An 8,284-nucleotide genomic window follows, 5' to 3' on the forward strand; every position below is an offset into this window, starting at 1 on the left:
GGAGGACTATCCATACAGTTTTGCAGGAATGAGATAGGGAGTGAGAAATCAGTGGAAAGCATCGCAAACACCCCTAAACCGCCGTATTACGCGGTGATATTCACGGCCGACAGGACAAATGTCACAGATGGGTATGATGAGATGGCGCGACAGATGGTGGAGATGGTACAGACACAGCCAGGATTTTTAGGGCTTGAAACCGCAGAGTCCAGGGTCGGTATTTTAGTGTCGTATTGGGATTCCTTGGAATCTATTCGACAATGGCAACAACATGGTCGCCACCAGGAGGCGCGCGTGCGGGGGCGCACAGAGTGGTATAGTGCCTATAAAACTCGTATTTGCAAAGTGGAGCGCGAGTACGGACATCATCATTAATTGAGTGTGTTTTCCATGACTCAGCTCATTTTTAGATCGTTTCATGAGGACAAGACCGTTGAAAATCGGGATAATGAATGAGAATTGACTTTCTGCGAGCGTTGACTTTCAGCGAAGAGCATACTGCATGATACTGCGCCCGACTATAGAACAAATTTGGAGGAAAACATGGGATATATCGCACATATTCGTCAAAGTGACGAGCAAATTCAAAGCGTCGAAGCGCATTTATTAGGTGTTAAGGCCTTGGCTGAATCGTTCGGCGAAAAGATTGGTGTCAAATATATCGCAGGACTGGCTGGATTATTGCACGACATGGGCAAATACACGGATGAATTTCGAAACTATATCATAGAAGCGGTACGAAATCCTGATAATCCGCCGAAGCGGGGGAGTGTCGATCATGCGACGGCAGGCGGCAAACTGTTATATGAGATGTATCATACCGGACGACCCGCCGAATTCTATGGCCTTCTCGCTGAGGTTGTAGGCAATGCCATTATCTCGCACCACGCATATTTACACGACTTTTTGGATCCAAACTTGGAGTCTGGGTATTTAAGGCGTGTGCAAAAAGGCGAGCCGGAGTTGAAGGAATTTGAGAAGTCGAAGATGCGCTTTTTTGACACCGTCATGTGTGAGGAAGAATTTCAACAGTATGTGTCCCAAGCTGTGGAGGAATTGGAAACATACCTCAGGAAACCTTTCACAGGCAATGTCGAAAGCAAATTGATGTTTTTAACTAAGTTTATTTTTAGCGCTTTAATCGACGCGGACCGGACGAATACACGCTGGTTTGAGGAGAATATAGCGGATGAGCCGGAGATCAATCGCAAGGAACTGTTTGATGCCTACTATGAAAAGTTAATGAGAAAGATTGTATGGCTTCAGGAGCAAGATACGGCAAAGACACATATTAAGCAATTGAGGAAAGAGATGTCGGAACAATGTGATAAATTCTCAGCAAGGCCATCCGGGATTTTCACGCTGTCTATCCCGACAGGCGGTGGTAAGACGTTAGCTAGTTTGCGATACGCCCTGCGGCATGCGAGTTTGTACGGCAAAAAGCGCATCATTTATGTGATTCCATATACAACCATTATTGAACAGAATGCCAAAGAAGTGCGGGATATCATACAAGATGATGTACACATTTTAGAGCATCACTCCAACGTGATTGACGATACGGATGATGACGACGAACAAGAAGACGGTGTTGTCAACGTGCACCAAAAACTCAAGTTGGCCAAAGACAATTGGGATTCACCGATTATTTTTACGACGATGGTGCAATTTTTGAATGTTTTCTATGCGAAAGGGAGCAGAAATATTCGTAGGCTTCATAATTTGAGCGAATCTGTGATTATTTTTGACGAGGTTCAGAAGGTGCCAGTTTATTGTATCTCCTTGTTCAATCAAGCGTTAAATTTTTTACATATTTATGGTCAATCGAGTCTTATTCTCTGTACGGCGACGCAACCTGCGCTAGATTTTGTCGGACATCGGTTAGCCATCAGCGCAGATGCGGAAATTGTTGAGGAATTAGATGATGTCATTGAGTCGTTTAAACGGGTGGAAATCGTTGATCAAGCCACGGATGAAACCTTTGACAATGCCAAGCTTGCGGAATTTATCGAGGAGAAAATCCGTGAAGTGCGAAGTGTGCTGGTTGTTTTGAATACGAAAGCAGTGGTCAGGCAGTTATATCTGCTAGTAAAGGAACTGCCGGCTGTCCCCGTCTATCATTTAAGTACGTCCATGTGCGCCGCACATCGCCAGGAAATTTTGGCGAAAGTTCGCGGGCATCTTCATAACCACGAGCAAGTTGTATGCATCAGCACGCAGTTGATTGAAGCTGGTGTCGATGTGAGTTTTGATTGTGTGATTCGCTCCTTGGCGGGATTGGATTCCATCGCACAAGCGGCTGGTAGGTGCAATCGGCATGGCGAGCAGGCGGTTCGGCAGGTTTATGTAATTGATCACGCAGAGGAAAAACTGGAACATTTACAAGAAATCAAGGTTGGCAAAAAGCTCGCTAGACGGATGCTGATTGACCTCAAACGCGATTTGACTTTGCATGGTGGTCATCTTTTATCCGTGCAGGCGATGAATAAGTTTTTTAAGGATTTTTATTCGGAATTTCATACAAGATTGGATTATTATATACCAACATTGAGGAAACACATGACGGAATTGTTGACTTCGAGCAAGCAAAGCAGTTCGTATCATCAAGCTTACAAGCAAAGGATGGGGAAAAATCTTCCGTTATTTATCGTAAATAGCTATAAGACCGCTGCGGAGAATTTCCATGCGATTGACGACCACACCACAACCGTACTTGCCCCATTTGGTGATGCGGGGAAACATATCATTGCCCAGCTTAATGGCGATGAATCGATTGAGAAATTTACCGCTTTGATGCGCCAGGCCCAGCATTACTCAGTCAATTTGTACGCCCAGGAGTTGCGGGAACTGACGCGAAATGATGGGCTGGTCAGATTGTTTAATGGGAAAGTGTTGGCTTTAAAAGAATCAGCCTACAATGAGGAGTTTGGCCTCGACACAGAGAATGAAAGCTCATTTGGACAAACTATTTTCTAGATAGACTTCATGGTGTTAAGATTGTTTGTTGCAAAAATTATAATACTATGTCAATTTATTAGTAAGATCCATTTTATAGAATATTGTGGTGTTCTTCGAATGTTAGAGAATAAGGGGGTGAGTTGGTGAGAAATGCAATCGAATTTGTCGTTTACGGTGACTATGCGCTATTTACCGACCCACTGACGAAGTTAGGCGGGGAGAAGATGTCTTATTCTGTCCCGACTTATCAGGCGTTAAAGGGCATTGTCGAGTCTATCTATTGGAAACCGTCATTGATTATGGTGGTGGACGCGGTTCGCGTGATGAAGTCCATTCGCATGGAGTCCAAGGGGATACGTCCGATTGAGTATGGCGGGGGCAATACGCTTGCAAACTATACGTATCTGCGGGATGTATGTTACCAGGTTCGCGCTCATTTTGAATTCAATTTAAATCGCCCGGATATGGCTTATGATCGCAACGAAAATAAACATCACAACATCTTGAAGCGTTCGCTCAATGCGGGTGGGCGAAGAGATATTTTTTTAGGTACGAGGGAATGTCAGGGATATGTAGAGCCCTGCGAGTTTGGCGAGGGGGTAGGGTTCTACGATAGTTATCCAGAGATTCCATTGGGGTGCATGGTGCACGGCTTCAATTACCCAGATGAGACCGGAAGGAACAAATTGGAGGTTCGATTGTGGCATCCGGTTATGAAAAAAGGCGTGATCGAATTCATCCGACCGGAACAATGTACACTGGTTCGCACGATTCGGGATATGGAGCCCAAGCGCTTTGATGAGATGAATGTGGAATCAGTAGATGAACTACTGGCAGAGTTAGAGACTTTTTAAGGGAGGGGGAATCGATGAATTATCTTCTTAATTTGTATGAGACTTATGAAGCGAATTTAGATGTTGTCGGCAAAGTTGAGGTGAAACCCAACGGTCAAGAATTTACGCTGCTTCCCGTCTCGCATACGACACAACAGGCACAGATTGAAGTGTTGGTCACGGAAGATGGTGAATTTCACTCGGCATCTGTGATTGGCAAGAGTGATGCGAATACCTTAATTCCTTGCACCGAGAAATCGGCAAGCCGATCGGGTTCCCTGATTGCGCCGTATCCGCTGCACGACAAACTGAGCTATGTCGCAGGAGACTATGTGGATTTCGGTGGAGAAATCAAAAACGAAGAGCCCTTTACATATTACATTAAACAATTAGAAGAGTGGGCGAACTCTCCATACGCAATCGACAAAGTGAAGAGCATTTACCGCTATTTGAACAAGCGCCAACTCATTCACGATTTAGTGCATCGGGGCAAGATTTTATGGGTCGATGCGAATCAGCGGCTGATTGATAAGTGGGACAAGCATGCGCAGGCCCTGTATGGCGAGAAACCGCAGATATTTTCTGTTGTCAACGGGGGGCAGGCGAGCGCATTCGTTCGTTTCGATGTCTATTCGCCAACAAAAATTTCGCCAAAAGTATGGAAAGATCCGGAGGTGTATCATTCGTTTGTTCGTTTTTATAGCAATCGTTTAGGCGCAACGGACCTCTGTTATGTCACGGGCAAACAGTTGCCGAGAACGGACAAGCATGCAAACAAAATTAGGAACGCGGCGGACAAAGCCAAGCTGATCTCGGCAAATGACAATACGGGCTTTACGTTTCGGGGGCGGTTTAGCGATAGCCAGGAAGCGGCGAGCATCAGTTATGAAGTTTCACAGAAAGCGCATAATGCGTTGAAATGGTTGATACATCGCCAAGGGAAAATCATTGATCAGCGCGTGTTTCTGGTGTGGGGAAACCAAGAGCTTGATCTGCCGGATCCGACGGAGGATTATTTTTCAATTCATTCATTAGCTGTTGAGTCACAAGAGAGAGTCACATTTACCAATGAAGAGTTCGCCAGGGAAGTCGCGAGAGCGATGGATGGATATAGAAACAATCTTTCTCTCGAGGCGAAAGACAAGGTGAATATCTTGGTGTTGGATTCAGCCACAACAGGGCGTATGGCAGTTTTGTACTATCGCAGTATGGACAAGGAACTTTATCTGAATCGTATAGAAAATTGGCACACCACTTGTGTGTGGCTCCATCGCTATCGCAAGAATGAACAAGGCGATTTTGTGCAATTTTGTGGCGCACCTGCCACGAGAGATATCGCGTTTGCGGCATATGGGCCTCGAGCGAGCGACAAAGTTGTCAAGGGCTTAATGGAGCGCATGTTGCCATGTATTATCGATAATCGCAAAATTCCACTGGATATTGTGAGCAGCGCCTTTCATCGCGCTTCTAACCCGGTGTCCATGGAGAGATGGGAATGGGAAAAAACACTCAGCATTACCTGCGCGTTAATTAACAGACAGGAGGGGCTTGGCGTGCCGTTAGATGTCGATAACAATCATCGCGACTACTTATTTGGACGATTATTGGCGCTTGCAGATGTGTTAGAGAGACGCGCATTGGGTGATGAAACAAGAACCACGAATGCGATTCGATACATGAATGCGTTCTCTAGACACCCGCAGAGAACTTGGATGACCATTCAGGCTAGTTTACAGCCATATCAAGCGAGGCTTGGGACCAAGGCAACTTATTTGTCCAAAATCATCGATGAAGTTGGTTCGCGCATTCCGGCTGATCAATTCAACAATAAACCGTTGTCAGGACTCTATTTACTCGGGTTTTATAGCCAGCGACACGAGTTATATCACAAACAAGATAAAGAACCAGAAAATGTATGAACGCAACTGTATAATAAAGAGGAGAATGAACATGGGGACGTTAGATCATAAGATTGATTTTGCTGTTGTATTATCGGTTACGAAAGCGAACCCGAACGGGGATCCGCTAAATGGGAATCGGCCGCGGCAAAACTATGACGGCTATGGTGAAATTTCAGATGTTGCACTGAAACGGAAGATTAGAAACCGGCTACAGGATTTGGGTGAGTCTATTTTTGTTCAATCCAATGATCGCAATGCGGATGGATATGGTAGTTTGCGAGAACGGGCGGATGCAAACCCTGAACTGCAGAGTATTTTAAAAGCAAAGACCATTTCCAACGAAGAGTTCGCGAGGGTCGCTTGTCGGGAGTGGATTGATGTCCGCAGTTTTGGGCAAGTCTTTGCTTTTAAAAAGGATAGGGCAGGATCCGGCGTTTCGGTTGGTATCCGTGGTCCAGTCTCTATTCATGCTGCCACAAGTGTGGATCCGATCGATATTACCAGTATGCAAATCACAAAAAGTGTAAATTCCGAACCGGGGGCAGACAGAGGTTCGGACACCATGGGTATGAAACACCGAGTGGATTCAGGTGTTTATATTTTTTATGGAAGCATGAATCCACAATTGGCTGAAAAGACTGGATTCACGAATGAAGACGCAGAGAAATTTAAGGAAGCGCTTGTTTCCTTGTTCGAGAACGATGCGTCATCCGCTCGGCCAGAAGGTAGCATGGAAGTCCACAAAGTGTACTGGTGGGTGCACAGTTCCAAGCTGGGCCAGTATTCCTCTGCGAAAGTCCATCGCTCCTTAATTTTTGAGAGACTCGTAGAAGAGCCGAAAACTTTCGAAGATTACAAGTTTGCGGTTCAACCGTTGGACGGATTGCAGTGTGAGATTATTGCTGGAAAATAATGATGGGTTATTATGATGATGATTATTTAATGTTGTCTGGCATACAGCATTTTCAATTTTGTAAACGACAATGGGCGTTTATCCATATTGAGCAGCAATGGGCAGAGAATATTAGAACCCTTGAGGGTGAGTACCTTCATCGAAACGCGGATCAACCGTTTACGCGAGAGAAAAGGAAAGATAAGATCATCGTCCGCGCACTGCCTGTGAAGTCCGAACAATTGAGAATATCGGGCATTTGCGATGTGGTGGAGTTCATCAGAGATGAGCGCGGTGTAGAAATTAGTGGTGCTGAAGGGAAGTACGTCGCGTATCCAGTTGAATATAAGCGTGGCAAACCGAAAAGGAACGACGAGGACATTTTACAATTGGCTGCACAGGCCATCTGCCTTGAGGAAATGCTGTTGTGCGACGTCAGTAAGGGTTATCTGTTTTACGATGAGATGAAACATCGTGTAGAAGTTGCATTAACTGCCGATATCAAAAGCAAAGTGAGAATCATTGTGGCTGAAATGCAGGATTATTATAGGCGTCGGCATACACCGAAAGTGAAGACCGGGCCTTTTTGCCGAAATTGTTCCCTTCAACATATCTGTTTGCCGGAGCTGATGAATAAGCACACCGTTCAAAGTTATATTGAGGGGAAAATCAGAGAATGAAAAAGTTGCTTAATACGTTGTTCATTACACAGCCTGATGTTTATTTATCCTTAGATGGCGAAAACATTGTGCTGCTAAAAGAACATGAAAAGCTTGGCCGTCGACCGATGCATAACCTGGAGGCCATCGTCTCATTTGGTTATACCGGGGCTAGCCCGGCACTTATTGGATATTGCGCAGAACGCAATATCCAATTGGTGTTTTTCACGATGAATGGCCGATTTCTCGCTAGAATCATTGGGGCCAGCAAAGGCAATGTTGTCTTGCGGAAAAAACAGTATCACATTTCAGAAGATGAGTTCCTATCGGCAAAAATTGCACGGAATTTTATCGTCGGAAAAATCTACAACCACAAGTGGATTATTGAAAGAATGACTCGGGATTACCCACTTCGTATTGATGTGGCGAAGTTTAAAATGGTTTCCCAAAAGCTGTCCGACCTCATCGTGGAGATCAGGGAATGTGAGGATTTAGAAAGATTAAGGGGACTAGAAGGGCAGGCGGCCACAAGTTACAATCAGCTATTTGATTCCATGATTCTTCAGCAGAAAGAGGATTTTTATTTCTATGCAAGGTCGCGTAGACCACCGTTGGACAACGTGAATGCCATGCTGTCATTGGCTTATTCATTGTTAGCGAATGATGTAGCGTCGGCGTTGGAGGGTGTTGGTTTGGATGCATACGTGGGATTTTTGCATCGGGATCGACCTGGACGCGCCTCATTGGCGTTGGATGTGATGGAGGAACTGCGCGGTGTCTATGCGGATAAATTTGTATTGTCGTTGATTAACAGGAAAATCGTGAATAAGGACGATTTCCTCAAGAAAGAGAACGGGGCGGTGCTTATGCGGGATGAGGCAAGAAAGAAATTTCTAACCGCATGGCAAAACAAGAAGCAAGAGAAAATTACTCATCCTTATCTAGGGGCTGCTGAATGATCTATGCAACAACCTTGCTTATGTCGAAATCCGTTCCGAAGAGTTCATCGAGTATGAGCCAAAAAAGAAGCCGTAACCTCTT

At 45.1% G+C, this 8,284-nt stretch carries 7 protein-coding genes; all 7 read left to right on the plus strand.

Annotated features, from left to right (window positions below; translation table 11 throughout):
* Positions 1-51 precede the first annotated feature (51 nt).
* The 7 genes from J3482_RS15965 (at position 52) to cas1c (ending at position 8,202) form a co-directional block, all read left to right on the plus strand.
* On the plus strand, positions 52-375 hold the full coding sequence (locus tag J3482_RS15965) for an antibiotic biosynthesis monooxygenase family protein (protein ID WP_206922705.1): 324 nt from the start codon (positions 52-54) through the stop codon (positions 373-375).
* 168 nt (positions 376-543) lie between these two features.
* On the plus strand, positions 544-2,976 hold the full coding sequence (cas3, locus tag J3482_RS15970; protein ID WP_206922706.1) for a CRISPR-associated helicase Cas3': 2,433 nt from the start codon (positions 544-546) through the stop codon (positions 2,974-2,976).
* A 125-nt stretch (positions 2,977-3,101) separates the two neighbouring features.
* On the plus strand, positions 3,102-3,812 hold the full coding sequence (cas5c, locus tag J3482_RS15975) for a type I-C CRISPR-associated protein Cas5c (protein WP_146824963.1): 711 nt from the start codon (positions 3,102-3,104) through the stop codon (positions 3,810-3,812).
* Positions 3,813-3,826: 14 nt separating this feature from the next.
* Positions 3,827-5,710, plus strand: coding sequence for a type I-C CRISPR-associated protein Cas8c/Csd1 (gene cas8c / locus J3482_RS15980; RefSeq protein WP_206922707.1), 1,884 nt, complete (start codon positions 3,827-3,829; stop codon positions 5,708-5,710).
* 31 nt (positions 5,711-5,741) lie between these two features.
* A complete protein-coding gene (gene cas7c, locus J3482_RS15985) occupies positions 5,742-6,605 on the plus strand; it encodes a type I-C CRISPR-associated protein Cas7/Csd2 (protein ID WP_146824901.1) in 864 nt (287 codons plus the stop codon).
* A 2-nt stretch (positions 6,606-6,607) separates the two neighbouring features.
* Positions 6,608-7,264, plus strand: coding sequence for a CRISPR-associated protein Cas4 (gene cas4 / locus J3482_RS15990; RefSeq protein WP_146824900.1), 657 nt, complete (start codon positions 6,608-6,610; stop codon positions 7,262-7,264).
* Positions 7,261-8,202, plus strand: coding sequence for a type I-C CRISPR-associated endonuclease Cas1c (cas1c, locus tag J3482_RS15995; RefSeq protein ID WP_206922708.1), 942 nt, complete (start codon positions 7,261-7,263; stop codon positions 8,200-8,202). The genes cas4 and cas1c overlap by 4 nt, the downstream gene beginning before the upstream one ends.
* Positions 8,203-8,284 lie beyond the last annotated feature (82 nt).

Origin of the sequence: Alicyclobacillus suci, from assembly GCF_017329615.1 — a bacterium.
Taxonomy (GTDB): domain Bacteria; phylum Bacillota; class Bacilli; order Alicyclobacillales; family Alicyclobacillaceae; genus Alicyclobacillus; species Alicyclobacillus suci.